The organism is Micromonospora sp. PTRAS2 (genome assembly GCF_054052245.1).
Genome location: NZ_JBSWBU010000008.1, coordinates 54194 through 79417, shown reverse-complemented (window position 1 = coordinate 79417; position 25224 = coordinate 54194). Strand labels below are relative to the sequence as shown.

Here is a 25224-nt window from a genome sequence, read left to right as displayed (position 1 = left end):
ATGGGACACCGGGTGCTGGTGGTCGACGACGACCCCACGGTCAGCGACGTCGTGCGACGCTACCTGGAACAGGACGGCTGCGAGGTCCGGTTGGCCGCCGACGGCGCCGCCGGTCTCGCGGCGATCGCCACCCACCGGCCCGATCTCGTGGTGCTCGATCTCATGATGCCCGGCATCGACGGCCTCGAGGTGTGCCGCCGGATCCGCAGGCAGCTGCCGGGCCTGCCGGTCATCATGCTCACCGCCCTCGGCGAGGAGGCCGACCGCGTCCTGGGGCTGGAGGTCGGCGCCGACGACTACGTGACCAAGCCGTTCTCCCCCCGCGAACTCGTCCTGCGGATCCGTTCGGTGCTGCGTCGCGCCAGCGGGCACACCACCGGCCCGGCCGATTCCAGCCGGCTCGTCGACGCGGAGCTGGCCGTCGACACCGCCCGCCGCGTCGCCGAGCGCGACGGCGCGCCGCTGGCGCTGACCGTCCGGGAGTTCGACCTGCTGGCCTTCCTCATGCGCCATCCCGGGCGCGCGTGGTCCCGCGCCGATCTGCTCGACAAGGTGTGGGGCTGGCAGTTCGGCGACCAGTCGACGGTGACCGTCCACGTCCGCCGGCTACGCGAGAAGATCGAGTACGAGCCGGCCGAGCCGCGCCGCATCCGCACCATCTGGGGCGTCGGCTACCGCTACGACCCGCTCGACGGGGGACCCCAGCGGTGACCGACATGCTGCTCATCGGGCTCTACGCCCTCGTCGCCGGAGGCGTCGTCGGGCTGGCCGGCGCCGGGGCGCTGCGGCTGCTGCGCGGCCGGTCCATCCTCGTCCACGTGCTGGTGCTGCTCACCGTCACCGTGCTCGCCGTGGTCGTCGGCGTCGCCACGGTCGCCCAGGCCATGTTCCTGTCCCCGCACGACCTGTGGGTCGTCCTCGTCACCGTGAGCGCCTCCGCGGTGATCAGCCTCGCCGTCGGCGCCGTCTTCGGCAGCCGGCTGGCCGCCTCCGCGGTCTGGGCGCAGGCGGCCCGGGACCGGGAACGGCGGCTGGAGGCCGGACGGCGCGAACTCGTCGCCTGGGTGTCGCACGACCTGCGCACCCCGCTCGCCGGGCTGCGGGCGATGGCCGAGGCCCTCGAGGACCGCATCATCGACGACCCGGCCACCGTCGACGAATACCACCGGCGCATCCGGGTCGAGACCGACCGGATGACCCAGCTCGTCGACGACCTGTTCGAGCTGTCCCGGATCAACGCGGGCGCGCTGCGGCTCGCGCCCACCACCGTGCCGCTGCGCGACGTCGTGTCCGACGCCATCGCCGGCGTCGCCCCGCTCGCCGCCCGCCGCCGGATCCACCTGGTCGCCGCGGACAGCGGCTGGCCCCTCGTCCGCGCCGGCGAACGCGAACTCGCCCGCGTCGTCAGCAACCTGCTGATCAACTCCGTCCGGTACACCCCGGAGGACGGCACCGTGCACATCGCGGCCGGCCACGAACGCGACGCCGTGTGGCTTGCCGTCTCCGACACCTGCGGCGGCATCCCGGAGGAGGACCTGGACCGCGTCTTCGACGTGGCCTTCCGCGGCGAGCGCGCACGCACCCCGGGCGCGGCCGGCTCCGGTGGCGGCGGAGGGCTCGGCCTGGCGATCGTGCGCGGCCTGGTGGAGGCGCACGGCGGCCGGGTCGACGTGCGCAACACCGGCCGCGGCTGCCAGTTCGAGGTACGCCTGCCCGCGGCCTGATCCGCGCGCCTCCCGTCGCCTCGCGGGCGCGCCCTAGGCCCGGCCCCGGGACCGGGCCCGGTCGAGCAGGAGGCGACCCAGCAGGCGCACCCGGTGCCAGGCGCCGAACTGCACGGCGGCGCAGCCGACGACCGCCTCGCGCAGGGTGAACACCTGCCCGGCGCGCGGGAGCAGGAGCACCCGCCAGGACGCCGCCGTCGAGCCGAGGATCTCGGCCCGGCGCTGCTGGTCGCGGTAGCGCCGGCCCAACTCGGCGACGGGTGTCCCGGCACGGTGGTTGTCCCGCAGCCGCCGGTGCTGGAAGGAGAGGGCGGCGTGCACGTTGCCGGCCTCCAGGAACCACTCCTGCGTCTCGGCCGCCTCGGACTCCGGTCGCGGCGCGGCTGCCGTGGCGTACTTCAGGCTGCCGTGGACGTCGGCGAGTCGCCGGAAGACGTGCAGCCCGTCCTGCTGGCTGGGCGTCGGCAACCAGCGGGCGACCCTGCGGCCCAGAGGGCGGCCCAGCCACCGCAGGTCGGGCACCAGCCCCATGTGCTCGATCACCCGGGCCTCGGTCTCGGCGATCAGCCGCAGGTCCCCGGCGTCCGAGGTGCGCCGCCGGTGCCACGTCAACCACGCGTACGCGGGCAGCAGCCGACCCTGCACCCACAGCGTCGCCCCGATCCGTTCGGTGCGACGCGGCGACGGTGACTGCCGCCGCCACCAGCGGCGCAGGTCGGCGTACCGACCCTCCTCCCACATCAGGTCGGATCGGGACAGGGCAAGCTCCTCGGCGGAGACGGCCGGCTCCGCCGGGAGCAGCCGGCGGACCTCGGGGACGAGACCGACCGCGCGGAAGAACAGGAAGGTGGCGGCCAGCCGGCGTCGGTCGTCGACGGCGGTGCCGACAGGGCGGGGTGGCCGCAGGACCGGCGGCGGCACCGGGTCGAACCCCCATCGGGAGGCGAGCCCGTCGAGGAGTTCGGTGGTCGGACCGCAGAGGAACTCGACGGTGGCGCCCGCCCTGCGCAGGTGCCCGGCCAGGGCGGGCAGGGTGCCGTCCGGGTTGCCGGCCTCGACCCCGAACACGGCGGTGGGCGGCTGCGGGACCGGCCGGTGCCAGGCGCAGGACGAGTGGTTGACCCAGTGGACGGTCCGCCCGTCCAGCGCGCCCGGCGGGAGGCCGGCGACCGCCACGTCCACGTCGAAGAAGTCGCTGCCGCTGTAGCCGACGACGACGATCCGGCGGGCCGGTCCCCGCAGGCGTTCGACGAACGCCGCCCGGTCGGCGTCGTCGAAGCCGCGTTCGATGTGCGCGAGGGTGGCACCCAGGCGGGCCGGATCCGTCCCGTCGGCGAGGGCGTGGTGGAAGTGGTGGATCTGCCCCGGGCACGGCGGCCGCCCGCGCCGTTCGTGGAAGGCACGCTCGACGCACAGGTCGAAGTTGGCGGTGAGCTGCCGCCCGCCCGCGTCCAGGTGGGCGGCGAGGAACTCGTGCACCGGGTTGGGCCGGGCGTCCCGCAGGTCGGCGAGGACCTCCCCGACCAGGTCGGGGCTCTGCTGGGAGCCCGCGCCGAGTGCGGTCTCCAGCCGGGGCGGCCGGGTCCGCACCGGCTCGGTCGGGCAGATGGCGCCGCGCCGCCAACCCAGCAGTTCGTGGTACGCGAGGACGGTCTCCAGGGTGAACGGCCGGAACAGCGCCGAGAAGGTGCGCTCGGTGAGCTGCCAGCCGGTGGGCAGGCAGCTCGGCGCGCCCCGGGAGACACCGGCCCCGGTCCAGAAGAGGACGCCGGCGGGACCGGCTCTCGCGAGCGCCTCGACCGCGTCGGCGAGCGCGGTCATTCCCGCTCGAGACTGCTGATGTCGCCGTGCTCGGCCAGCACCAGGCGGACGATCTGCTCCTCCAGGTCGGTGAAGGCGAGCAGGTAGACGGTGCGCACCCGGGAGGCGGGGTGCGCCCGGAAGTAGTCCAGCGCGGCCTCGACCATGATCTGGGCGGTCCGCTCCGGGTCACCACCGCCGTTGCCGGTGCCGAGCAGCGGCAGGACGACCGTGCGCAGCTGCTCGCCGGCGGCGTTGAGCCGGTCCAGCTCGGCCAGCACGTTGCGCATGCAGCCGCCGACGTCGGCGACCTGCCGGTAGCCGGTGCCCGGTGAGCCGTCCACCGAGGCGACGTGCAGGACCCGCTTGACGCCGTTGTCGTCGGCGAGCGCCCCGGACGTGGTGGTGAAGACCGTGGCGGGGGCGACCGGGGTACGCCGTGCCACCTCACGCAGCTCGGTGTAGATGAGGTCGTCGACCAGGGTGCCGGCCGCATCACGCCGGCCGCCCCGGTAGCGGATCGTGCCGGAGATGGTCGGCTCCGTCGGGCGGGCCATCTCCATCTGGGTGTTCTCGGCGTTCACCCAGACGTCGACGCCGGTGACGTTGGCGATGTTGCCGGTGATGATGCCGAGCCGGTGCCGGCGGTCCTGCCGGACGAACGCGAGGGTCCGGGTGGTGCGTTGCAGGCGCTTCGGCTTCTGCGCGGTCTCCACGATGGTGAGCCGCAGCTTCAGCTGCTCGACCTCCTCCCTGGCGCGGCGCACCTCGGCTTCGAGCTCGTCGCGGATGCCGGCGCGGGCCAGCCACTGGAACGAGAGGGTGATGAAGGCGAGCACGAACGCCGCCGCGCCGCCGATGCTGAAACCGAGGGCGCGGCCGTCGGCGTACGAGTCGGGGAAGATCGAGAACATCAGCAGTGCGACCGCGACCGCGTAGAGCAGCACCGACGGCAGCTGCATCGCGGCCTGTCGGCCGGCGCGCCGCGGGTCGGAGAACAGGATCTGCAGCAGGATGCCGATCGACACCAGCACGCCGGTGACGCCGAGCAGCAGGGGCGTCATCGTCGGGACCGCTTCAGGTGCAGCCAGAGAAGCCCGGCCAGGGTCTTCGCGTCGCGGATCGTGCCGCTGTCGAGCAGTGCCGGAAGGTCGGCGAGCGGCACCGTGCGGCGGGCGATGTCCTCCGCCTCGTCGGCGCGGCCGCCGCCCTCGCCGACCCGCAGGCTGTCGTCGACCTCCCCGTGGAAGATGGTGACGCGCTCCGACGATCCGCCGGGCGAGGGATAGATCGTGGCGATCGGGTCGAGGGCACGGACGTCGTAGCCGATCTCCTCCCGGATCTCGCGGCGGATGGCGGACTCCGGCTCTTCGTCGGCGCGGACCATTCCGGCGACGAGCTCGACCAACCACCCCGACCCGTGGCCGAGGGTCGGGTAGCGGAACTGCTCGACGAGGACGATCTCGTCGCGCGAGGTGTCCACAATGACCGCCGCGGCGGAGTCGCCCCGGTCGGCGTTGACGCGGGTGATCCTCTTGCTCCACTTGTTCGACAACGAACGGTCCGCGCCGAAGCGGCGATAACGGAGTCTGGCCTGTCGGATGGTGAAGATGGCGGTGGTGAGAAGCACATCCTCGGAGAGGATCTCGACGTTCGGCTGACTGTCGGGCACGGTGCCGCTCCTTGATCAGGAAATCAACGCGTTCGTTGAGTGTGAGCGCGGCGGTTAACCTGAGCATAACTCCGGCAGTGGTGGTCGTTGATATTGAGCGTGCTGTCGGATAGTGGCCTGAAGAGGAGCGCAGAGATGCTGGACGAGCGGCCGGCGGCCTACTTCAGCCACAGCTACGACGTGCTGGACCGGCGGGTCACCGACTTCTTCCTGGAGGCGCTCTCCGAGCGGTTCGCTCTCGCCGTCGACCCGCGTTCGGCGACTTTGTCCACGATGCACCTTGAGTTGATGATGCGGCGGACCGCGTGTTTCGTCGCCGTCGTCACCCGTCGGGAAAACCAGCCCCAATACCGCTGCTCGCCGTTCGCCGTGCACGAGTACGGGATGGCGGTGCTGGCTAATCGGCCGAGGCTCGTGATTCCCGAGATCAACATTCCGGCTCGCCATTTCATCGGCGCGGACCTGGCCCGTCCGTTCAACCGCAACCGGCTCGCCGCCTACCGGATGCCCCTGGAGGCGCTCGACGAGTTGGTGGCCCGCGCCCGGGAGCACGCCGACGAGGTGGACCGGCCGCTGGGTGCGGCCGCGCTGATGCTCCCGCCGACCCGCGAGTACGCGGAGGCCGCGCCGGAGCTGCGCCGGCTCATCTCGCAGGCCGGCTGGCAGGTGGAGAACATCTCCGAGGCGCTGCTGCGGGACGAGGTCGACGCCGCGGGCGCGGCGACACTGCTGGACCGGTACGACTTCGTTCTCCTCGACGTCCTGGATCCGCGGACGCCGACCTGGGTGCTGCCGTTCCTGCAGGCCCGTGGGGTGCCGACGGTCCGGCTGGTGTGCCACCGCGCCGACGACCACGCGGCCCGGCAACTGCCCCGGCTCGCGGTCAGCCACGCCCTGCAGGCGTCCAGCGCGGTCAACCGGCACGCCATCTGGTGGTCCGACATGGACGGCCTGCTGCCGGAGCTGAGCCGGGAGATCGGCCGGCTGCAGATGCCCCGCCTCCAGTTCGCCGGCCTGGAGGAGGCCCGCCGGTACGTCTGGAGCCTCGGCCGCGACCAGGGCCCCGTCTTCCTGAGCAGCGCCCAGGGCGACAACGACCTCGCGCAGCTCATCGCGCAGGAGCTCGACCTGCGCAACGTCGAGCACTTCCACTACCTGTTCAACAGCGACCTGCCGCGCGGCAAGGCGTGGGAGCACCGCCTGCTCGCCAAGGTCGGCGAGTGCCGGATCTTCGTGCCGCTGGTGAGCCGGCACTACCTGAGCAGCACGTGGTGCAGGAAGGAGATGGACATCGCGCTGGAGTTGAGCGGTCAGCGGCGTATGCGGGTCCTGCCGTACTTCCTCGACCACGGCGCCGGCGCCTCGGTCCCGATCCAGGGCACCTCGATCATGCACCTGGACGACGCGGCGCGGGTGCGGCGCGTCGTCGACGACGTGGACCGGGCGCTGACCGACCTGACCGACCGGCGGCACCGGCCTCGCATCGAGGTCACCGTGTCCGGCGGGCGGATGGCGCCCGACGTGGACGTGGTCGTGCTCGCGACCGGCCCGACGGAGTACGCGGCGGCGGCCCGCACGCTGCGCGACCCGTCCCCGGTGGTCGGCACGGCCGAGCACCCGAACCGCTTCGGCTGGCTCGGCGGCACCGTGGCCCGCCCGGAGGGCGGCGGCTACCAGTTGGTGCTCTGCCGGGCCGGCGCGGACGGTGGCCGGGAGGCGCTGCGGGCGGCCGTCGAGGCGTTCGGGCCGGAGCACGTCGTCCTGCTCGGCACCGCGTCGGCCGTGGTGCCGGCCGACGTGGTGGTCGCCGACCGGATCTGCGGCTTCCACCGGTTCAGCGTGGACAGCTCGTTCGTGCCCAGCCTGGACCGGGACTATCCGACCGACCCCGGGGTCGCGGCCTCGGCGGAGGGGCTGCCGTCGGTGGTGCGGGGCACCCTGGCCGTCGGCGACGAGGTGGTGCACGGGCCGCAGGCGCCCGCCTTCGCCCCGGTGCTGGAGGCGTGGCCGGACGCGGTGGCGGTGGGCGTGCTGTCGGTCGACACGGTCGAACAGTTGGAGGACTTCCGGACGTACGGGCGGATCAGTCACTTCAGCGCGGTCGCCGGGGTCGCGCCGCCAGGCGCGGAGGATGCGGTCCGGGAGGCGGCGGCGGAGCGGGCGTTCGCCGTCGTCAGCCGGTTAGTCTCGGCGCACTGGCCGCGACCGCCGCGCACCGACGCGGCAGACGAGGGGGCATCCGGTGTGGCAGCCGCAGCCGATTGACACCAGCGGGATCGAGTTGCCGCAGTCGGTGCGCGACGAACGGGAGACGCTCTCCCGCCAGGCGCACGACATCTGGGCCGCGAAGCGGCTCGCGGACGGGTGGAGGTACGGCGAGACCCGCGACGACGAGAAGAAGACCCACCCGAACCTGGTGGCCTACGAGGAGCTGGACGACGACGACAAGTCGTACGACCGGGAGCTCATCGACGGGACCATCCGTCTGCTGATCAAGCTCGGCTTCCGGATCGAGCGCGACCGCGACTGAGGGTTCCCGACAGTCGTGGCCGGCCCACCCGATCGGCGGATCATCAGATCGGCGGTGCTGGATCTACGGTAGGCGAGCAGTCAGTCGCCGCTCCGGAAGGAACCCTCATGCCTCAACCGCTCCGCCGCCGGCTCACCCGCCTCGCGGTTGTCGCCACCGCCGCGGCAGCCGTCAGCTTCACGGCACAGCCGACTCCGGCCCTCGCCGTGCCATTCGACTGGAACGGCTATTTCACGACGTACGAAGAGTGCGAGGCCTACCGCATCCAGGCCAGCTACTGGGGCGAGGTAAGCAACAGTTGCGAATACCGCACGCTGCCCGACAGCCAGTACGACGGCTGGTATTTCCGGGCCTGGCTGCCGGGTTAGGCGCACCGGGCGACCGGATCAGGTGGCGGCGGCGCGGGCCGGGCTCGGACGCCCCGCGCCGCCGCCACCGACGCCCTCGACCGCAGCCGGCACGATCACCTACGGCGGCGCGATCCCACCTGCTTGACCATTCAACTTTTCGGCGATAACTTTGATGCCCATCGATTGATTTCTCTCGAAGCAGGTGGGCCATGCTGTGGAAATCCATCGCCGCCGCCGCGTCCGTCGCAGGCATGCTGGCCACCGCCCCCGCCGCCGCGGCCGCCCCCTCCCAGGTGTCGACCGAGAGCTGGGGGGCCGGGAACTGCCCGCAGGGCATGCTCTGCATCTGGCCGAACTGGAACCACCCGCCGGAGGGCCCCACGTCGACTCCGTCCCTGACGACCAACAGCGAGTGGTCCGGCAACGTCCCGGCGTTCAACTTCTACAACTACACCTCGAAGAAGGCCGAGATCACCTGGTCCTACACGTATCTCGGCACGCCCCTCACCGGCACGATCTGCGTTCTCCCGGGCGGCGACGGGGACCTGTACGTCCCCATGTACGTCACGAAGGTGACCTGGCAGCCGCGCAGCTGCTGATCCCGCCGGCGCGCGGGACCTCCCGCGTACGAGCCCGGCCCCCGCGTCTTGCTCGCGCGGGCGTCCGAGGCGACCCGGGCCCGTCGACCACTCGGAGGATGCCTCGATGACCAGGTGGAACTCGCTGCCGGGGGTGGCCCCGCGGCGGCAGGGACGGCGGGTCGGGTTGGCCATCGGCGCGGCGGCGGCGATGCTCGCGGGCACTGCGGTGTTCGGCCTGCCGTCGGCCTCGGCGGCGACGGTGGACACGTCGGCGTCGTACGTGTTCGTGAACCGGCACAGCGGCAAGGCGATGGACCTCTACGACTGGTCGACGGCGGAGAACGCGCCGGTGAACCAGTGGACGCGCAACGACCTCGCGGTGCAGCAGTGGCAGTTCGTCGACGCCGGTGACGGCTTCTTCAAGGTGCGCTCGCGGCACAGCGGGAAGGTGCTGGAGTTGCCGAACGCCGCCGACGGCACCCAGTTGGTGCAGACCACCGACCGGGGCTCCGCCACCCAGCAGTTCCGGTTGCAGGACTCCGCCGGCGGGTTCGTGCGGTTCGTCAACCGGCAGTCGAGCAAGGTGATCGACCTGTGGGAGTGGTCGACGGCCGACGGGGGCCGGTTGGCCGGATACTCCAACGTGGACGGCGCCAACCAGCAGTGGCAACTGGTGCGCCTGGCCGGCGGCACGCCGACCACGCCACCGGCCTACCCGCAGCCCGGCAGGGTCGCCGGGGACGTCGGCGTCCACGACCCGACCGTGGTCAAGCGGCCCGACGGCACCTACCTCGTCGCCCACACCGGGGACAACATCGCCCTGAAGACCTCGACGGACCGGATCACCTTCCGCAACGCCGGCACGGTCTTCCCCGGTGGCGCCCCCTGGACCACCACCTACACCGGTGGCGCACGCAACCTGTGGGCGCCGGACCTGTCGTACCGCAACGGCCGCTACCACCTCTACTACTCGGCGTCGACCTTCGGCTCCAACCACTCGGCCGTCTTCCTGGCCACCAGCACCACCGGCGCGTCCGGAAGCTGGACCAACGAGGGTCTCGTCATCGAGTCGCGCACGTCGGACGACTTCAACGCGATCGACCCGAACCTCATCGTCGACGACCAGGGCCGCTGGTGGCTGAGCTTCGGTTCGTTCTGGTCCGGGATCAAGCTGATCCAGATCGACCCGGCCACCGGACGCCGGCTCGGCACGTCGATGCACAGCCTCGCCAGCTACGGTCCCGGCATCGAGGCGCCCGTCATGGTCAAGCGTGGCGCCTGGTATTACCTGTACGTCTCGTTCGACCGCTGCTGTCAGGGCGCCAGCAGCACCTACCGCGTCATGGTGGGCAGGTCGGCGAGCCCGACCGGGCCGTTCGTCGACCGGGCCGGACGCGCCATGCTCTCGGGTGGGGGCACCGAGATCCTCGCCTCGCACGGCAGCATCCATGGCCCCGGCCACCAGGCGGTCCTCGGCGACAGCGACGGCGACTGCCTGTTCTACCACTACTACGCCGACAACGGCGCCTCGCTGCTCGGCATCAACCGCCTCGGCTACGACGCGGCGGCCTGGCCCTACGTGTACTGACACGGCAGCCGCGCCGCCCTGACTGATCGGTTGGTCGCACCACTGACGGGCCGGGCGCGAGGGTGCCGGCGGGTCCTACGGTGGGCGCGGACCGCCGATCGAGGGAGAGACCGTTGTCGCCGTCGCACCGCCCAGCCCGTTGGAGTGCCGCCGCCCTCGCCCTGGGCCTGGTCGCGGGGCTCCTCGGCTGCACCGCGCCCCGGGCCGAGCGGACGGATCGGCCATCCGTGCGGGTCGAGCAGACCCAGGAGAGCCTGCGGCAGAGGGTCACGGCGCCCGCCGAGGGCCCGCCGCCCGCCTGGTCGGTGCCGCTCCGGCGGCTCGACCAGGAGCTGGGCGAGATCGGTCCGGTGATCCTGGTCCCCGACTCGAGGGAGCTGCGGGCCGTGGACCGCGCCACCGGCCAGGAGCGGTGGCGTCATCCGTTCACCACGGGCTACCAGTACGTGATCGCCGGTGAGTCGATCGTGGCCGCCGACAGCGACGACGGCGGCATGGAGGTGCTCGACGCGGCCACCGGCGTCACCCGGTGGCGGACGGCGGGGAGCCAGGACGTCGTCGTCCACGAGCAGACCGTCTTCGCCAGGGAGTGCGCCGGCACCGGCGATTCCGCGACGTGCACGATCGTCGGCCGGGACGTGCCGAGCGGTCGCCAGCTCTGGGAACGGCCCGCCGACCGGTTCGCCAGGGTGAGCGACGTGACCCTCGGTGCCCGCACGCCGTACGCGCCGGCCAGCGGCCGGTACGTCGCGGTGCGGCTGAGCACGTCCCCCCGGTCGGCCACCTACGCCCCGGTCGCGCCCACCACCGGTCGGGTCGGCGCCGGTCGGCTGCCGAACCGGGCCTGGTACGGCTTCGTGGCCGGGGACCTGCTGGTGACCACCGACAACGACCCTGCGCGGGGTGAACGGCGTTGCACGGTCAGCATCGCCACCGTCGACGCGGCCACCGGCGACAAGGGCTGGTCCGGCGTGGTCTTCAGCGGACGCAAGGAGGACGGCGAGTGCGGCAAGCGGTTGGCCCACCACCACAGCGGGCTGACCCTGATCGGGGCCGGCACCCGGCTCGTCGCGGTCACCGCCGACGGGCGGCCGCAACTGGTCGACCTGCGCACCGGTCGGACGGTCTGGAAGGGCGCCGCCGTCGGGGTGCCGATCGACGGTGACCACCAGTCGGTGCTGGTGCGGGGCAACGCCGAGGCGGGTGAGCTGGCGTTGCTGGACCTGTCCACCGGCGTGACCCGCTGGACGGCGCCGGATCCGCTGTTGTCGGGCGCGTCGGCGAGCTGGCGGTCGGCGGTGACCGAGGGACTGGTGGCGGTAAGCGCGGCGGAGGGCGACCGGCCGATCGTGCTCGTGTACGAGGCTCGCACCGGTCGTCAGCTCGGCCGTTATCCGGGGTGGCTCGCCGGAGCCGGAGCGGACTGGGTCGCGGTCAGCCACACCGGTCCCGACGGCCTCGCGGTGGACCTGCGCGCCTTCTGACCGATCACCGGCACCGCCCAGCGGCCCGCACCGACGCCCGTCGATATTGCCAGAGCCGATCCAGACGTGTTGGAATAGCTCATATCGCCGCAGCGCGGGGGCAACCGCGCTGAGCACGGCCAGCACGGGAGCAGCGCAGTGCCGGCAGGACGCCGCTTCGACGGACGCTCGCCTGCCACCTCGCCGGGCCATCGCCCCGATGGAGGGCCCATACCGGGCGGACGCTCCCGCCCGCCACACATGTTCCCGGCAGGACCAGCGACGAGGTGAGAAGCGATCATGGTTTCCCGAGACAGGTTCGCGGGGTGGTATCGCCACCGCCTGGTGTGGGTGGCGGTGATCCTGCTGGCGGTGGCGGCCAGCGTGGTCGTCCTCAACCGGGCCGCCGGCCAGGAGGCGGAGCCGGCGGATCTGCAGGCGCAGATCGTGGCGCGGATGCGCACCACGCTCGAACAGGCGGACCCGGGGCAGCACAACCACGCCGGACACACCGCCCAACAGGGCGCCACCGAGGAGAAGCCGCCGGTGATCTGCGGGGTCCGCGTCTACGGCTACGAGCCGGCCGAGGCCACGACGCTCGCCGACGTCCAGAAGGTCTACGGCTTCCACCTCTGCGGAATCGCCGAGCAGAAGCGTCCCTGGGACGTCGCGGTCAAGCTGGCCGGGCCCTTGATCATGGACATGTCCACCGACCCCCTGGGCATCCAGGTCGTCGAGGCGACAGAGGGCGTCAGGTTCATCGACCGGCTGCGGCAGATGTTCCCGGCCAAGTACGCGACGTTGGCGCAGGAGGAGGCGCTGGGCGCCAAGGAGATGGCCGACCTGCGCCGCCGGTACGACACCGCAGCTGGGCTGTGACCACACCGGACGCGGATCGTCAGGGTGGGGCGTCCACCCCCGGCTCCCGCGATCGGCTGCCTACCCGGGCTGCCGGTCGGCCGGGGCCCCGAGGCGCAGCAGCGGCAGGCAGGACAGCAGCAGGCCGACCGCGCCCACCCACAGGGCCACCCGGGCGTCGGCGGCGGCCCCCAGCACGGTGCCCAGCAACGCGCCCAGCGGCATCGCCCCGCCGAGCAGGAACCGCATGGTGGCGTTCATCCGGCCGAGCAGTTCGGGCGGGCACAGCCGCTGACGCAGGCTGACCTGGGCCACGGTCGAGGCCGTCGCGCCCGCCCACAGCAGCAGGTAGCCGCCCGCCGCCAACCAGATCCGGCCGGCGCTGTCGATCAGGGGGGTGAGCAGCGCGAACGGCGCGGTGACGAGGAGGCAGAGCCAGGCCGGTCGATACTGCCCGAGCCGCTGGGCCAGGCGGCGGGCCACCACCGCGCCGAGGATCCCGCCGGCCCCGCCCGCGCTGAAGTACGCGCTGGCCGCCGCCGGGGATGCGCCCAGCTCGCTGACCAGTCGCACCGGCACCATCGTCTGCAACACCAGGGCGAACATGTTGTACGCGCCGCCGGCCAGCGCCAGCACGCGCAGCACCGGGTGGCGCAGCACGTACGCCACGCCCTCCCGGATCTGCCCGACGAGCCGGGACCGGCCGGGGGTGGCCGGCCGCAGGTCGGCCGCGCGGATCCGGGCCAGGTACGCGGCGGACCCGGCGAACCCCGCCGCGATGAGCAGGACGGCGGGTCCGGTGCCGGCCAGCTCGACGGCCAGTCCCGCCAGCGCGGGGCCCGCGACCTGCGCCACCGCGAGGGTGGTGCTCAGCCGGGCGTTGCCCTCGACCAGTTCCTCGGGCCGCACCACCCGCGGGAGGTAACTCTGGTGGGCGACGTCGAAGAACACCGTGAGCACCCCGACGCCGAGGACGACGACGTACAACTGGCCGAGCGCCACCCCGCCCGGCACCGCCGGCACGGCCAGCGAGGCGATGAGCGCGGCCCGCCCCAGGTCGGTGCCGATGAGCAGCCGCCGCTGCCGCACCCGGTCGACGACCGCGCCGGCGGGCAGGCCGACGACCAGGAACGCGACCGTGCCCAGCGTGCCGACCAGACCCACCTGCCACGCGGAGGCGTGCATCGGGCCGACCGCCACCAACGGCAGCGCCACCAGGGCCATCCGGGCGCCGAACTGGCTCGCGACCGCCCCGAGCCACAGGGACCGGAAGTCGTGCTGCCGGAGCAGCCCGCCACGGCGGTGCGCCACGTCAGGTCGGCGCGGCCGTGGCCGGGGCGTCGGCCGCCCGCAGCCACGTCGCCCGCAGCAGGTCGGCGGCCCGGTCGGCGTCGATGTCGGGCCGCTCCGCGAGCAGTTCGAAGAACCGGACCAGAGCCGCGCCCACCGGCTCCGCGGCCGGCAGCACCTCGGGGTCGTGGTGGACGGTCAGCTCGGGCCGCTCGGCCGACCACGTGACCGCCAGGTGCAACGCGTTGTGGGCGGGGAACCCGCGCCGGCCGGCGGGCGGGCGCACGGCGCCGCGCAACAGCCGGCCCGCGGGGCCGATCGTGGCGGAGCCGAGCGGGTGGGTGCGCTCCGCCGCCACCACGTTGAGCACGAGGCGACGCCGTTCGCGCAGGGCCTCGATGCCACCGAAGTCGGTCAGCCACTGGCCGAGCAGGGGCGGCGCGGCGGCGTTGGCGGCGGCGAGGCCACGGACCCGGCCGGCGAGCGAGGGGGCCGCGACGTCGTCCGGCGGCACGCTCACCACCGCCTCGTGCAGCGCGCCGGGGACCTCCAGGCTCTCCCGCGTCCACCGGCCGCCCCGCGCGTACAGCACCGGGACGTGCGTCTCGGCCCAGAGCCCCAGCAGGAACGACAGGGCCGCCAGGAGCAGGCCGGAGCCCGTCGCGCCGGTGAGCTGCCGGCCCCGCCGGATGGCGCCTGCGGTGTCGCCGCCCAGCCGCATCGGCCAGGCGGCGGTCGCGGTGGTGTCCCGCCACGGCTTCCAGCGCCCGCCGGGGAAGGCGACGGCGGGGACCTCCCGGCTCATCGCCTCCGCCCAGAACTCCCCGGACGCGGACCGCCGCGGATCGGCAGCGGCCTCGGCCGCGTGCGCGAAGAACGAGGGCAGTGGCGGCAGTGTGCGCTGCGGATTCTCGTACGCCGCCGCCGCGCGGCGCACGAACCGGGTGTGCGTCGCGTGATCGGCGAAGCCGTGGTCCACCACGAGGGCGAGCGCGTGGTCGTCCGGCGCCAGCCGCACCAGGCAGGCGCCGGCCAGCGGATCGCGGCGCAGGTCGATGGGCGCGTACACCGCGCCGCCGAGCACCGCACCGGCCGCCTCCAGCCGCCGCTCCGCCGGGACGTCGGCACAGTCGACCGTGGTCACCGGGAACGGCTGCTCGGCCGCGTACACCAGCTCGGGGCCCGGGGCGAACCGGGCCCGCCACACGTCGTTGCCGGCCGCGACGGCCCGCAGGGCGGCGGCCAGGCGGGGCACGTCCACCGCGCCCCGGACGTGCCACAGCGTCCAGGCCCGGGGCATCGGGTTGTGCCGGGGCAGGCCGGCCTCGTCGGTGTCGCTCAGCAGCAGCAGTTCGCGCTGTGCCCCGTAGGGCGGCACCCCCAACCGACTCACCCCTGGAACGCGGGCAGCTGTGACCATGCCGGTTGGCCCGCGGCCCAGGCCGCCAGCACTCCCCCGTCGTCGGGCAGCCGGCCGTGCAGGTGCAGGTCGCGCAGCCGGCGCAGCGGCGTCACCCCGGTCGGCCAGTGCGCGAGCGACCGGCGGTAGCACTCGGCGGCCAGGTCGGCCCGGCCCAGCTGCTCGTGGACCTGGCCGGCGTTGAACCAGGAGATGCGGCCGTACGGGAACTGCAGGTGCGCGGCCCGCAGGTATGCGTCGAGCGCGCCGCCGACGTCGCCGGCCTGGTATCGCAGCTCCCCCGCGGTGAGCCAGGTCTTCGGGTCGATCGGGTCGATCCGCTCCGCCAGCTCGTCCACCAGGGCCAGCGCGGTGTCGCGTTCGCCGAGGTACGTGTGGGTGCGCACGGCGGTCTCCACGGCCGGGAAGTAGTTGTCGGCGGCGATGACCCGGGTGTGCGCGTCGTGCCCGGTCAGCTCCCGGGCGATGCCGAGCCACCGGTCCATGTCCGCGCGCAGCAGGTCCCGGTCGCCGGTGAGGAACGGCAGGAACCCCATGGCCCGGAACCATCTGCTGGTCATGATCGCGGCGTCGAACTCCGACACCTCAGGCAGTGCCGTGTACCGGGCCAGGTCCTCCGCGCCGAGCTTGCGCCAGCGGGCAATGGTCTCGGGCTCCCGACGCCGGGCCGCGTTGACCGTGGCGTTGATGGTGGTGACCACCCTCGTACGGGCGTACCGGACGTCGTCGCCGAGCTGGTCGTACAACGTGCGGAAGTGCGGCTCCAGCTCGGCCGCGTGCCCCGTGGTGAGCATCTGCTCGGCGAAGATCCAGCTGGCCAGCGCGTACGCGCCCACGGGGTCGCGCACCGGCACGTCCGGCCCGGGGAGGATCCGCTCGGCCTCGGCGTGGAAGCCCACGGCGGACAGCAGCCGGCCCAGCAGCGCCCGGTCCAGCAGCGGCAGGTCCGCCGGGTTGGCCAGCCGCTCCCGCAGCTCGGGTGGGCAGCCGTCGGGCGCCGCCAGCCAGGTGCGGTAGTCGGCCGAGGCGCCGCCGGAGGCATACCCGTACACCGCGGCCGTCGCCTGCATCTCGTCGCGGAACATGGCGGCCGTCGCCCGCTGCGGGTGGATCTCCCGGAACCACGGCTCGCGACGCTCGACCACGGCGGCGTAGGACATCAGTGGCGTGTGGATGGCGACCGGCGGGGTGTCGACCGGGTCGAGGATCTCGCTCGGACTCAGGTCGAGAAACGGCCGGTAGCGTTCGAGTGGGAGCGGACGCGCCCCCGCCGCCGGCTCCCGCACCGCACCCGCCTGCTCCCGCACCGCGACCGCCCACCGCACCGTGTCGGCGCAGACCGTGCCACCCAACGAGGGGCGCCGCGCCACGAGAACCGCCAACCGGTCCCGCTCCTCGCGGCGCTCCGAGGTGAGCAGATCGGCCAGCGCCCCCACCAGCTCGCCGGGGTCGGCTGGCACCGCCGACCCGCCGGGGTCGGCTGGCGCAGTGGGACCGTCGGGGTCTGCTGGAGGGGTCGGCCCGCCGCCCTCGACGGCCGGGTTGGGGGCCACCAGGTCGAGCAGTCCGGCCAGCGCCGCGGTCCGCTCCGCCAGCCCGGTCCGGGCCGCCACCCGGTAGTGGATGCGGGCCGCCTCCCGGTCGCCCGCCGCGCGGGCCGCGTCCGCCGCGAGGAGCCGGGTCGCCGCGCCGGTCGGGTCGAGGTCGAGGGCGGCGTCGGCGAACTCCCGCGCCGGCCCGGCGGCGGTCGCGCCGGCCCCGTTCAGGGCGGCGCGGGCGGCGGCCCGCAGCAACGCCAGCGCGGCGTCGCGCGCAAGGAAGTCGCCCCGGTCCGTCGACAGGTCGCGGACGGCGGCGCGGACCCTGTCGGCCTCGGGCACCGGCTCGCCCGGGCAGCGCAGCCGCACGGCGAGGATCCGGGCCCGGGCGACCACGCCGAGCCGGTCGCCGGCCAGGCCGACGGCCAGGGACTCCGCCACGGCGAGCGCCTCGGCGGCCGGCTGCCCGCCCGTCGCGGCCTGCCCGGCCCGGGCCAGTGCGGTGGCGAGGCGGACCGGCAGGCCCGCCGACTCGGGCGGCACCGGGGGAAGCGGTTGCCGGCCGTCCTCGGCGAGCAGGAGATCCCGCCAGGCGCGCACCGGGGACGGCACGTCCCCACCGAGGCGCCGCAGCAGTTGCGTGGCGTCCTCCCGGCGGCCCAGCGCGCGCATCAGTCGGGCCGCCCACAGGAGACCGGCGGGGTCGTCCGCTTCGAGCCGCTCCCGGACCTCGGGCGGCGCGACGAGGGTGTCCATCGCGTCGAGCAGACCGGAGCGACGCATCGTGCGGCGCAGGCCGGCGGGCGGCGAGTGTGCGGGCAACCAGCCGCACGGGTCGGACCGGCCGGCACAGAACAGTGCCGTCTCGGCGACCAGGGCCGGCGGGACCGCGGGATCGGCGGTCAGGTCGATGAGCGGACGCAGCGGCAACGCCGCTGGATCCCGCCAGGCGATGTCGGCCATTGCATTCCTCCCGCCCCGGACGGTTGGTGCGGTGCCGGAGGGCGGACACGCGACGATGGCACAGCCGGCGCCCGCCCGGTTGGTGACCGGCGGGTCAGTTGATGACGGCGTTGATCAGACCGACGGCGGATCCTTCGAGGTCCTCGTAACGCTCCATGCTCGACACCTCCTCCCGATCGGGCGAGGAAGACGGGCGATGACGGCCCCTGATCCCGCCATCCTCACCCGGCCAGCGATGACAGTCAATCGGTTGCGGGTGGTCGGCGCGGGTTCCCCCCGCCCCCGGCCGACCGGAGCTGACGGTCCCGGCGGGGCTGTGCCGCCGGTGCCAGCGGTCCGCGGCGGCAGCCGACGGTTGACCGCAGCGGTGGACCGGGCGACGATCTTCGCCACGTGCCGAACCCGGACGAGGGTGCCGCCTGGCGGTCCCGAAACGTTCGGCTGACACCGACGCGCGAGGCCGCCGGGCGGGTGTGCAGGGACGCCACCCGCCGCCTCGCCGGGTTCCGCGCAGAGTTCCGATCCTCGGCACCAGGAGTTGTCATGGCCCAGCACCGTCCCCACCAGCGTCCCGTGGATTCGCGGAACGGGACCGGGCTGGTCCTGGCGGCCCGGGCCGGCGACCGGGCGGCGCTCGCCGAGTTGACGACGAGGTCGCTGCCGACCGTCTACCACCTCGTCAGGGGCATCCTGGGCGACCGCGCCGAGGTCGACGACGTGGTGCAGGACTGCATGATCCGCATGGTCCGGGGCCTGCCGGACCTGCGTGAGCCCGACCGCTTCCGCGCCTGGCTCACCATCATCGCCTACCGCCAGGTGAGCGACGAGCTGCGGCGGCGACCGATGCCGCGGGATCCGTTCGTCGAGCCGGACCAGCTTCCCGACGCCGGTGACGTCGCCGAACGCACCGTGTTCGAGGCGCTGCTCAGCGGGCAGCGCCGCGAGCTGGTCGAGGCATCCCGCTGGCTGGCACCCGACGACCAGCACCTGCTCGCGTCGTGGTGGCAGGAGGCCCTCGGCGACCTGAGCCGGGCGGGCCTGGCCGACATGCTGGGGATCGGCGAGCCGCACCTGGCGGTGCGGCTGCAGCGCATGCGCGGCCGGTTGGAGTCCGCCAGGGCGATCGAGGCCGCGCTGCGGCAGCGCTCGGGCTGTGCGGAGCTGTCGGCCCTGAGCCGGACATGGACCGGCGAACGCTCCCCCGTGTGGCGCAAGAGGTTCGACAGGCACGTCCGTGACTGCGTCCACTGCGCAGCCCACCGGGCGGAGCTGATCCCACCGGAGCGGCTGCTCCACGGCCTGTCCGTCGTGCCGGTGCCGGCGGCGCTCGTCGCGGCGGTCCGGGCCGCCGTCGAGGCGGAGCCGGGGCTGCCGGCCCACGGGCCGGCGCCGCAGCTCACGTCGCACAAACTGGCCCTGGCGGGGACCGCGGCGGCGGCGCTGGTCCTCGGGGCCATCGCGTACGCGGTCCACGTGACGCCCGACCCCGGCCCGGTGCCCGCCGTGGCCGCCCCGTCACCGGCAGGCGCCCCGCCGTCCCGGGCTTCGGGCAGCCCGTCCCCGACCGTACGGACGAGTTCGGCCGCACCGGGGCCCGCGCCGGTGACCGGCGTGACCGTCGCGGACATCTTCGTCGCGCCCGACGGCGACGACGCCGCCGACGGCAGCCGGCAGCGGCCGTTCGCGACGCTGAACCGGGCGGTCGAGGTGGTCCGGCCCGGCCAGACCATCGCCCTGCGCGGCGGCGTCCACCGGCTCACCCGGCCGGTGGAGATCGACACCGACGGCACCCGCGCGCAACAGATCGTCCTGAGCGGGTACTCCGGCGAGCACGCGATCCTGGATGCGGCCGGCGTGCCCTCCGGCAAGCAGGCGGTGACCCAGCGCACCAGCTTCTGGACCGTCCAGGATCTGGAGGTACGCGGCTCCCGCAGCCACGCGTGGACCTGCAACTCCTGTCGGTTCACCACGTTCCGACGGCTGTCCGTGCACGACAACCACCGCTCGGGCCTGACCCTCAGGGACCCGGGGACGACCGGCAACCAGGTGCTCGACAGCGACTTCTACCGCAACTACGACCCCCGCGCCGCCGGTAGCGCCGGCATCGGGCTGGGCGTCAAGTTCGGCGACGGCGGTGGCAACGTGGTCCGGGGCAACCGGGCCTTCCACAACGCCGACGACGGCTTCGACTTCGGCGCCTTCCGCAGCCCGATCACGATCGAGGACAACTGGTCCTACGGCAACGGCCAGAACCGGTGGAACGCCGAGGGCTGGTCCAGCAACGGTTTCGGCTTCTCCCTCGGCGGCGGTGAGACCACGCCGTCGGCGGCGCACCGGGTACGGAACAACGCCGCCTGGGACAATCGCGGCGACGGCTTCGGTGCCGAAGCCAACACGGGCCGACTCTCCCTGGCCGACAACACCGCCTATCGCAACGGCGGAGACGGATTCGATCTCAGCGGCGGCCGGGGCACGGCCGTCGACAACCTCTCCGCCGCCAACGGACAACAACCGGCCCGGATCGGCCCGGACGTCTCCGGCGAAGGAAACTCCTGGGACCGTGGCGAGTGGCGCGACTCGTCCCTACGCTCGGTCGATCCGGCGGTGGCGGAAGGGCGACGCGCCCCCGACGGCGGACTGCCCCGCACCTCGTTCCTGAGCACCAGGGAAGGCATCGGCGCCGACCTGACCGGCTGACCGGTGGGCAACCGAACTGCGTAGGCGGCACGGCACACCCGGGCGGCGGCGCGGGCAGAGCGCGGTCTTCCGGTCCAGTTGTCAGCTACCCGGGTAGCTGCGTCGCGCCATGGAAAAACGCTGCGACGCGTGACGGGAAAGCAGATAACACAAACTGGAGAAGATTTTCGAATGGCGCTGTTCGCGCAGGTCGGGGCAGCTCACGAGCAGGCAGTTTCCCGAATCCTGAACCAGCGCCGAAATCGACACCGAGGATTTACCGAACCGACACGTGGTGCCGCTTGTCGACATGTGTTTAGCTGTTCGGGCACGCGCCGGAGCCGGCAGCGTCACCCGTCCCCGGGATGGGTGCAGGCAAGACCCACCCTGGTCGCCGTTCGCATGGGCAGCGAACAACGACACCAGGGCAACGGGCACCGTTGAATGCCACCTTTCGTCGGCACACACCGGTGTTCCGCATGCCCAGAAATCGACTCCTCGGCCGTATCCGGCGGGGCCATGCCGGCTGCCATCTTCGTGGCGGAGGCATGGACACCGGGCACCCCGCCAGGCCGGACGGTCGAACTCGGCGATCCCGATTCACGGCCAATGAGAAGGAAGAGAATGTCCAGAACCAGATTCTCCGGGCGACGCATCGCCATCGCTTCGTCAGCCGTCGCCGCGGCGCTGGCGGCACCCGCGGCGATCGTCGCCCTGGTGACGCCGGCGGGTGCGGCGGTGGCCCCGGTCAACGGCGGGACGTACACCCTGGCCAGCGGTTCCAGCGGGAAGTGCGTGGTGGTGACCGGCGCCGGCACCGACAACGGGGCCAGACTGGCCCAGGTGCAGTGCGACAGCACGGCGGCCGACCAGCAGTTCCGGGCGGTGTCGCAGAACGGCGCCTACGGCCTGGTCAACGTCAACAGCGGCAAGTGCGTCGACGTACCCAACTTCTCCACCACCCCCGGCGAACAACTCTGGCAGTGGACCTGCGGAACCAGCACCAACCAGACCTGGACCCTCAGCCCCTCCACCGTCGCCGACCGCTACCTGATCCGCAGCAACCACAACAACCTCTGCGCATCCAACAAGGACGGCTCCACCGCAGGCAACAACCCCATCATCCAGGAACCCTGCTCCGACACCGCCCGCATGCAGTGGCGATTCAACCCGACGGGCAGCACCCCCACCACCCCACCCACCACGACCCCGCCGAGCAGCGTGCCGTACTCGAACTCGCCGGACGGGTTCGCCGGCGCGGCCGGCACCACCGGCGGTGCGGGCGGCACCACGGTCACCGTGACCAACCAGGCCGACCTGGAGAGGTACGCCAGCTCCAGCGCGGCGTACGTCATCCGGGTCAACGCGGCGATCGCCGTGAGCCCGTACGGCAAGGAGATCCCGATCAGGTCGAACAAGACGATCATCGGCGTGGGCCGGAACGGCCAGATCGTCAACGGCGGGTTCCACCTCAGCGAGGGCACCAGCAACGTGATCATCCGGAACCTGACCATCCGCGACACCCGGGTGGCCTCGGACGACCCGGACGACAAGGACTTCGACTACGACGGCATCCAGATGGACACCGCGAACAAGATCTGGATCGACCACAACCAGATCGTGCGGATGAACGACGGCCTCATCGACAGCCGTAAGGACACCACGAACCTGACCGTGTCGTGGAACGTCATCGCCGAGGGCAACAAGGCGTTCGGCATCGGCTGGACCACCAACGTCACCGCCCGAATGACCATCCACCACAACTGGATCCACGACAACAACGTGCGCAACCCGAGCACCGACAACGTGGCGTACGCGCACTTCTACAACAACTACATGCAGAACATCCGCGGCTACGGCAACTACTCGCGCGGCTACACCAAGATGGTGATCGAGAACAGCTACTACGAGAACGTCAAGGACCCGTACTACCGGGACGACAACGCACAGCTGCGCCAGACCGGCAGCATCTGCGTCAGCTGCACCGGGCAGCGGGAGACCGGCGGCTCCGCGTTCACCCCGTCGAGCTTCTACTCGTACACCCTGCACCCGGCGTCCGAGGTGCCCAGCATGCTCCGGACGTACGCCGGGCCGCAGGCGGCCATCGGCCAGTAGCGGCAACGGCCGGCGTGGGGCCGGCAGCGGTCCACGGCACCGGCCGGCCCCACGCCCCACCCCCTCAGCCATACCGCGAAGATATCGAGGATCAAGAATGTTGAAGAGTTCACTTCCGGGACGCCGGCTGGGCGTCCTGTCCACGATCGCCGCCACGGCCGTCGCCGTCCCGGTCGCCGTCGTGGCGCTCGTCGACCCCGCCGGCGCCGCCGCCCCGGTCGCCGGTGGTACCTACACCCTGGCGAGTGGTTCCAGCGGGAAGTGCGTGGTGGTGACCGGCGCCGGTGCGGACAACGGCGTGCGGCTCGTCCAGGTGGCCTGTGACGCGACCGCGTCCTCGCAGCAGTTCCGGGCGGTGTCGCAGAACGGCGCCTACGGCCTGGTCAACGTCAACAGCGGCAAGTGCGTCGACGTACCCAACTTCTCCACCACCCCCGGCGAACAACTCTGGCAGTGGACCTGCGGAACCAGCACCAACCAGACCTGGACCCTCAGCCCCTCCACCGTCGCCGACCGCTACCTGATCCGCAGCAACCACAACAACCTCTGCGCATCCAACAAGGACGGCTCCACCGCAGGCAACAACCCCATCATCCAGGAACCCTGCTCCGACACCGCCCGCATGCAGTGGCGATTCAACCCGACGGGCAGCACCCCCACCACCCCACCCACCACGACCCCGCCGTCGAGTGGCACACCGACGGTCGCCTCGGACGGCAGCGGCACGTACCGCACCGTCCAGGAGGCGATCGACGCGGTGCCGGCGAACAACACGACCCGCCGGGTGATCACGATCAAACCGGGCACCTACCGGCAGGTGGTGCGGGTGCCGTCGAACAAACCCCACATCACCCTGCAGGGCCTCGGCTCGTCCCCGTCGAACACCACGATCGTCTACAACAACTCCGCCCACACCAGCGGCACCTCCGGCAGCGCCAGCATGTTCGTCGACGGCGCGAACTTCGTCGCGGAGAACCTGACCATCTCCAACGACTACGACGAGAACACCTACGAGACCGGTGACCAGGCGGTCGCCCTGCACCTCAACGCCGACCGGGCGGTGCTGCGCAACGTGCGGCTCCTCGGCGACCAGGACACCTTCCTCGTCAACGACCGCACCCGCGCCTACGTGGTCAACTCCTACGTCGAGGGCACCACCGACTTCATCTTCGGCGGCGGCACGGTCGTCTTCAATGCCAGCACGATCCACGAGAAGCGCTCCACCGGCGGCACCATCACCGCCGCCAGCACCGACGCCGCCAAGACCTACGGCTTCCTGTTCTACCGGTCCACCATCAACGGCGCCGGCAGCAACAACACCAACCTCGGCCGCCCCTGGCGCCAGGGCGCCCAGGTGCTCTACCGCGAGTCCACGCTCAGCAACACGATCAAGAACGCCCAGCCCTGGACCAACATGGGCGACGCCACCTGGCAGAACGCCCGCTTCCTCGAATACCGCAACACCGGCTCGGGCGCGGCCGTGAACAGCAACCGCCCCCAGCTCAGCGACTCGCAGGCCGCCACCTACACGCCGCAGAGGTACCTGGCCGGCACCGACGGCTGGAACCCGATGTGACGTGCCGGTCCGACGCCGCGTACCACGGCGTCTGATCTCGTCGCCACCCGCCGCCTGAGCGGCGCGGACGGCCCGGTGTGGCCGCCGGGATCTCCTGGCAGCCACACCGGGACCTCCGCGCTGATGACGGGCCCCGGGACGGTGCTGTCGGCCGCCGACGACACCGTGCGCGAACTGGGCGGCGAGTTCCTGCCCCGCCGCCTCGACCGGGCGTCGCTGGAGACCGTCGCCGCGCTGATGGTGGACGGCACCGTCGACCCGCACGTCACGCGCGTGTTCACCTTCGAGCAGAGCGCGGAGGCGGTAGCGGCCGTGGAGACCGGTCACGCTGCCGGAAAGCTGGTGCTCACGGTCTCCGCCTGACCCCAGCCCGGCGCCGTCCGTGCCCGGGGTGCGGCAGGCAGTCGCACCCCGGCAGGGACCGCCGACACCTGGTGTCCGACGGCAACGAGCCCGGTCACCACGTACGTCGTCACGGGATCGGTGCGTCTCGGCGAAAGGTCTGCTGCTACCTCGGGTCGTCGGTCTGCCATGGGTGGAGGAACTGCTCCGGCTGCAGGTTCCATGCTTCGAGGGCCGCGACGAGTTGGGCTTCGCCGGTGACGGTGGTGGCGCGGACGAGGATCGCGCCGACGTCGTGGTCGAAGCCGGCGATCTGGTTGGCGTCGTAGTCCCAGTGCTCCAGGGTGAAGGTGCGGTCAGGGTCGGATCTGGTCCAGCCTTGCCGTCGGGCGTCGGCGTCAGCGGCGGTCGTGACGGGGCGTATGTCGACGAACCCTCGTCGAGCGGGTCCGGCAGCGGTTACCTCGGTGACCAAACGCCGGCCCAGGCGCAGCGCGTTCAGTTTGTCGGTAGGCCACTGCGGCCGGCCGCCACCGGTGGTCATGCTGCGGCCTGCCCGACGAGGTGGTCGTTGATGAACGTGACACCAGCACGGACCAGGGCGACGCGGTGGGGAGCGTTGACCGCCCGCCACCGGTCCTGGGCAGCCTTGACGAGCTTGAACACCACCGCCGGGTCAGCTGCCCGGCCGCCTGGCCAAGTCGTGACGCGGGCGCGCTGCCGGACGATAGGGAACAC

Annotated in this window: 21 protein-coding genes and 1 pseudogene; 13 read left to right on the top strand and 9 right to left on the bottom strand. The window is 72.8% G+C overall.

The features are described from left to right. The gene (locus tag ACVMYR_RS23310; protein WP_077939679.1) at nt 1–711 is read left to right on the top strand and encodes a response regulator transcription factor; all 711 of its coding nucleotides are present in this window, start codon (nt 1–3) and stop codon (nt 709–711) included. Nucleotides 712–716: 5 nt separating this feature from the next. After that, nucleotides 717–1724 carry a sensor histidine kinase gene (locus ACVMYR_RS23305; protein ID WP_096761713.1) on the top strand — a complete coding sequence of 336 codons (1008 nt, stop codon included), beginning with the start codon at nt 717–719 and terminating at the stop codon, nt 1722–1724. 33 nt (nt 1725–1757) lie between these two features. Here the strand turns inward: ACVMYR_RS23305 and ACVMYR_RS23300 are convergent, their stop codons facing one another. Genes ACVMYR_RS23300 through ACVMYR_RS23290 form a run of 3 tightly spaced genes read right to left on the bottom strand, consistent with a single transcriptional unit; the run spans nt 1758 to nt 5196 of the window. Then, the gene (locus tag ACVMYR_RS23300; RefSeq protein ID WP_077939643.1) at nt 1758–3545 is read right to left on the bottom strand and encodes a hypothetical protein; all 1788 of its coding nucleotides are present in this window, start codon (nt 3543–3545) and stop codon (nt 1758–1760) included. Then, nucleotides 3542–4588: a macro domain-containing protein gene (locus ACVMYR_RS23295; protein ID WP_457122738.1), complete on the bottom strand. Its 1047-nt coding sequence runs from the start codon at nt 4586–4588 to the stop codon at nt 3542–3544. Before ACVMYR_RS23295 ends, ACVMYR_RS23300 begins: the two co-directional genes overlap by 4 nt. Further along, nucleotides 4585–5196, bottom strand: coding sequence for an NUDIX domain-containing protein (locus ACVMYR_RS23290; protein WP_457122737.1), 612 nt, complete (start codon nt 5194–5196; stop codon nt 4585–4587). The genes ACVMYR_RS23295 and ACVMYR_RS23290 overlap by 4 nt, the downstream gene beginning before the upstream one ends. 135 nt (nt 5197–5331) lie before the next feature. Here ACVMYR_RS23290 and ACVMYR_RS23285 point away from each other — a divergent pair, with 135 nt between their 5' ends. The 7 genes from ACVMYR_RS23285 (at nt 5332) to ACVMYR_RS23255 (ending at nt 12587) form a co-directional block, all read left to right on the top strand. Continuing rightward, nucleotides 5332–7461: a TIR domain-containing protein gene (locus ACVMYR_RS23285; RefSeq protein ID WP_457122736.1), complete on the top strand. Its 2130-nt coding sequence runs from the start codon at nt 5332–5334 to the stop codon at nt 7459–7461. Next, nucleotides 7439–7726: a RyR domain-containing protein gene (locus ACVMYR_RS23280; RefSeq protein ID WP_457122735.1), complete on the top strand. Its 288-nt coding sequence runs from the start codon at nt 7439–7441 to the stop codon at nt 7724–7726. Before ACVMYR_RS23285 ends, ACVMYR_RS23280 begins: the two co-directional genes overlap by 23 nt. A 107-nt stretch (nt 7727–7833) precedes the next feature. Further along, nucleotides 7834–8094, top strand: coding sequence for a hypothetical protein (locus tag ACVMYR_RS23275; protein ID WP_077939638.1), 261 nt, complete (start codon nt 7834–7836; stop codon nt 8092–8094). A gap of 191 nt (nt 8095–8285) precedes the next feature. Beyond that, on the top strand, nt 8286–8675 hold the full coding sequence (locus tag ACVMYR_RS23270) for a hypothetical protein (RefSeq protein ID WP_457122734.1): 390 nt from the start codon (nt 8286–8288) through the stop codon (nt 8673–8675). A 106-nt stretch (nt 8676–8781) separates the two neighbouring features. Further along, complete coding sequence (locus ACVMYR_RS23265; RefSeq protein ID WP_457122733.1) at nt 8782–10245, top strand: family 43 glycosylhydrolase; 1464 nt, start codon at nt 8782–8784, stop codon at nt 10243–10245. A 113-nt stretch (nt 10246–10358) separates the two neighbouring features. Beyond that, a complete protein-coding gene (locus tag ACVMYR_RS23260) occupies nt 10359–11729 on the top strand; it encodes an outer membrane protein assembly factor BamB family protein (protein ID WP_457122732.1) in 1371 nt (456 codons plus the stop codon). Nucleotides 11730–12008: 279 nt separating this feature from the next. Further along, nucleotides 12009–12587 (top strand): hypothetical protein, encoded by a 579-nt coding sequence (locus tag ACVMYR_RS23255; RefSeq protein WP_457122731.1) that lies wholly within the window; start codon nt 12009–12011, stop codon nt 12585–12587. A 60-nt stretch (nt 12588–12647) separates the two neighbouring features. On the opposite strand, the gene ACVMYR_RS23250 is transcribed toward ACVMYR_RS23255, so the two are convergent. From ACVMYR_RS23250 to ACVMYR_RS23240, 3 genes are read right to left on the bottom strand one after another with little or no spacing between them, the layout of a single operon-like run. Beyond that, the gene (locus ACVMYR_RS23250) at nt 12648–13877 is read right to left on the bottom strand and encodes an MFS transporter (RefSeq protein WP_457122730.1); all 1230 of its coding nucleotides are present in this window, start codon (nt 13875–13877) and stop codon (nt 12648–12650) included. Nucleotide 13878: 1 nt separating this feature from the next. Then, nucleotides 13879–15249 (bottom strand): condensation domain-containing protein, encoded by a 1371-nt coding sequence (locus ACVMYR_RS23245; RefSeq protein WP_457122729.1) that lies wholly within the window; start codon nt 15247–15249, stop codon nt 13879–13881. Then, complete coding sequence (locus tag ACVMYR_RS23240; RefSeq protein ID WP_457122728.1) at nt 15246–17777, bottom strand: hypothetical protein; 2532 nt, start codon at nt 17775–17777, stop codon at nt 15246–15248. Before ACVMYR_RS23240 ends, ACVMYR_RS23245 begins: the two co-directional genes overlap by 4 nt. Before the next feature lie 543 nt (nt 17778–18320). On the opposite strand from ACVMYR_RS23240, the gene ACVMYR_RS23235 reads away from it, so the two are divergent. Further along, nucleotides 18321–20474, top strand: a complete 2154-nt coding sequence (locus ACVMYR_RS23235; RefSeq protein ID WP_457122727.1) for a sigma-70 family RNA polymerase sigma factor — start codon at nt 18321–18323, stop codon at nt 20472–20474. Between the two features lie 81 nt (nt 20475–20555). Here ACVMYR_RS23235 and ACVMYR_RS23230 read toward each other — a convergent pair whose 3' ends face one another. After that, complete coding sequence (locus ACVMYR_RS23230; protein WP_396793040.1) at nt 20556–20891, bottom strand: hypothetical protein; 336 nt, start codon at nt 20889–20891, stop codon at nt 20556–20558. 186 nt (nt 20892–21077) lie between these two features. On the opposite strand from ACVMYR_RS23230, the gene ACVMYR_RS23225 reads away from it, so the two are divergent. The 3 genes from ACVMYR_RS23225 to ACVMYR_RS23215 all read left to right on the top strand — a co-directional run bounded on the left by ACVMYR_RS23225 (nt 21078) and on the right by ACVMYR_RS23215 (nt 24507). Further along, the gene (locus ACVMYR_RS23225; protein ID WP_457122726.1) at nt 21078–22568 is read left to right on the top strand and encodes an RICIN domain-containing protein; all 1491 of its coding nucleotides are present in this window, start codon (nt 21078–21080) and stop codon (nt 22566–22568) included. Nucleotides 22569–22665: 97 nt separating this feature from the next. Beyond that, nucleotides 22666–24144, top strand: a complete 1479-nt coding sequence (locus tag ACVMYR_RS23220) for a pectinesterase family protein (protein WP_457122725.1) — start codon at nt 22666–22668, stop codon at nt 24142–24144. A 123-nt stretch (nt 24145–24267) separates the two neighbouring features. Then, the gene (locus tag ACVMYR_RS23215; protein WP_457122724.1) at nt 24268–24507 is read left to right on the top strand and encodes a zinc-binding dehydrogenase; all 240 of its coding nucleotides are present in this window, start codon (nt 24268–24270) and stop codon (nt 24505–24507) included. 145 nt (nt 24508–24652) lie between these two features. Here ACVMYR_RS23215 and ACVMYR_RS23210 read toward each other — a convergent pair whose 3' ends face one another. Both ACVMYR_RS23210 and ACVMYR_RS23205 read right to left on the bottom strand, forming a co-directional pair. Then, nucleotides 24653–25030, bottom strand: a complete 378-nt coding sequence (locus ACVMYR_RS23210) for a hypothetical protein (protein ID WP_431897609.1) — start codon at nt 25028–25030, stop codon at nt 24653–24655. After that, nucleotides 25027–25221 (bottom strand): annotated as a pseudogene (locus ACVMYR_RS23205) (IS256 family transposase); the annotation flags it as partial. The gene ACVMYR_RS23210 and the pseudogene ACVMYR_RS23205, both read right to left, overlap by 4 nt. Between the last annotated feature and the right edge of the window lie 3 nt (nt 25222–25224).

What these genes read in the sequence shown, in the direction of transcription:
- ACVMYR_RS23220 (WP_457122725.1), top strand. Translation starts at nt 22,666, where the DNA reads ATGTTGAAGAGTTCACTTCCGGGACGCCGGCTGGGCGTCCTGTCCACG.
- ACVMYR_RS23240 (WP_457122728.1), bottom strand. Translation starts at nt 17,777, where the DNA reads ATGGCCGACATCGCCTGGCGGGATCCAGCGGCGTTGCCGCTGCGTCCG.
- ACVMYR_RS23255 (WP_457122731.1), top strand. Translation starts at nt 12,009, where the DNA reads ATGGTTTCCCGAGACAGGTTCGCGGGGTGGTATCGCCACCGCCTGGTG.
- ACVMYR_RS23275 (WP_077939638.1), top strand. Translation starts at nt 7,834, where the DNA reads ATGCCTCAACCGCTCCGCCGCCGGCTCACCCGCCTCGCGGTTGTCGCC.
- ACVMYR_RS23300 (WP_077939643.1), bottom strand. Translation starts at nt 3,545, where the DNA reads ATGACCGCGCTCGCCGACGCGGTCGAGGCGCTCGCGAGAGCCGGTCCC.
- ACVMYR_RS23285 (WP_457122736.1), top strand. Translation starts at nt 5,332, where the DNA reads ATGCTGGACGAGCGGCCGGCGGCCTACTTCAGCCACAGCTACGACGTG.
- ACVMYR_RS23215 (WP_457122724.1), top strand. Translation starts at nt 24,268, where the DNA reads ATGACGGGCCCCGGGACGGTGCTGTCGGCCGCCGACGACACCGTGCGC.
- ACVMYR_RS23295 (WP_457122738.1), bottom strand. Translation starts at nt 4,588, where the DNA reads ATGACGCCCCTGCTGCTCGGCGTCACCGGCGTGCTGGTGTCGATCGGC.
- ACVMYR_RS23305 (WP_096761713.1), top strand. Translation starts at nt 717, where the DNA reads ATGCTGCTCATCGGGCTCTACGCCCTCGTCGCCGGAGGCGTCGTCGGG.
- ACVMYR_RS23265 (WP_457122733.1), top strand. Translation starts at nt 8,782, where the DNA reads ATGACCAGGTGGAACTCGCTGCCGGGGGTGGCCCCGCGGCGGCAGGGA.
- ACVMYR_RS23225 (WP_457122726.1), top strand. Translation starts at nt 21,078, where the DNA reads ATGTCCAGAACCAGATTCTCCGGGCGACGCATCGCCATCGCTTCGTCA.
- ACVMYR_RS23310 (WP_077939679.1), top strand. Translation starts at nt 1, where the DNA reads ATGGGACACCGGGTGCTGGTGGTCGACGACGACCCCACGGTCAGCGAC.
- ACVMYR_RS23235 (WP_457122727.1), top strand. Translation starts at nt 18,321, where the DNA reads ATGGCCCAGCACCGTCCCCACCAGCGTCCCGTGGATTCGCGGAACGGG.
- ACVMYR_RS23210 (WP_431897609.1), bottom strand. Translation starts at nt 25,030, where the DNA reads ATGACCACCGGTGGCGGCCGGCCGCAGTGGCCTACCGACAAACTGAAC.
- ACVMYR_RS23270 (WP_457122734.1), top strand. Translation starts at nt 8,286, where the DNA reads ATGCTGTGGAAATCCATCGCCGCCGCCGCGTCCGTCGCAGGCATGCTG.